This is a genomic window from Massilia sp. UYP11 (genome assembly GCF_050434805.1).
Classification (GTDB): Bacteria; Pseudomonadota; Gammaproteobacteria; order Burkholderiales; family Burkholderiaceae_D; genus Telluria.
Genome location: NZ_JBNDJE010000061.1, coordinates 1 through 1,195, shown reverse-complemented (window position 1 = coordinate 1,195; position 1,195 = coordinate 1). Strand labels below are relative to the sequence as shown.

At 57.7% G+C, this 1,195-nt stretch carries 1 protein-coding gene; it reads left to right on the top strand.

The genetic code is table 11. The features are described 5' to 3' along the window. Window positions 1–68: 68 nt before the first annotated feature. Window positions 69–1,156 (top strand): IS3 family transposase gene (locus ABIB38_RS24180; protein ID WP_429207347.1). Its coding sequence is split into 2 segments (ribosomal slippage): window positions 69–321 and window positions 321–1,156, totalling 1,089 coding nucleotides; the frame shifts between segments, so codons are not numbered across the junction. The last annotated feature ends 39 nt before the right edge of the window (window positions 1,157–1,195 follow it).

Below are 1,195 nucleotides of genomic sequence, written 5' to 3'. Positions count from 1 at the left end.
GGTAATCCCCCCGCAAAAAGAGCGCGATCAGAAGTAGAATTTTCTACTTAAGATACAGAAAGCTCTACATGAAGACCTCCCGTTTTACCGACAGCCAGATCATCGCCATCCTCAAACAGGCCGAAGCCGGCAGCCCGGTACCGGAGCTGTGCCGCGAGCACGGCATCAGCAACGCCACGTTCTACAAGTGGCGCTCGAAGTTCGGCGGCATGGACGCCTCGTTAATGGCGCGGATGAAGGAGCTGGAGGAGGAAAACCGGCGCCTTAAGAAGATGTATGTCGAGGAGCGCCTTAAGGCCGAGATCGTGGCGGAGGCGCTCACAAAAAAATGGTAGCGCCATCTCAGCGGCGGGAGATGGCGCAATGGGCCGTAGCGGACCGCTCAGCCACGGTTAAGCTGGCGTGCAAGGCGTTTGGCATCAGCCAGACCTGCTACCGCTACAAGGCCAAGCTGGATGCGGAAAATGTCCTCATTGCCGACTGGCTGGTACGACTGACGAACAACCAGCGTAACTGGGGCTTTGGGCTGTGCTTTCTGTACCTGCGCAACGTCAAGGGCTTCAAATGGAATCACAAACGCGTCTACAGGATCTACCGGGAGCTCGAGCTGAACCTGCGGATCAAGCCGCGTCATCGCCTGGTGCGCGAGAAACCGCTGCCGCTGACGGTGCCGATCGCGATCAACCAGAGCTGGTCGATGGACTTCATGCACGACCAGCTCGCCGACGGACGCAGCATCCGTTTGTTCAACGTGATCGATGACTTCAACCGCGAAGGCCTGGGGATCGAGGTCGACTTCTCGCTGCCATCAGAGCGCGTGATCCGCTCGCTCGACCGCATCATCGAATGGCGCGGGAAACCAGAAGCCATCCGATGCGACAACGGGCCTGAATACATCAGCGCGGTGACCCTGGCATGGGCAGCAAAACGCGGCATCCGCATCGATTTCATTCAGCCTGGACAGCCCCAACAGAACGCCTACGTGGAGCGCTACAACAGGACAGTTCGCTATGACTGGCTTGCCCACCACCTGTTCGAGACGCTCGACGAAATTCAGGAATTTGCCAGCAACTGGTTGTGGACCTACAATCACGACCGGCCCAACATGGCGCTCGGCGGTATCACGCCAAAACAGAAATTGGCACTCGCCGCTTAACCTCTACTTTTAGCGTGCTCTAAAAATGGGGGGATTACC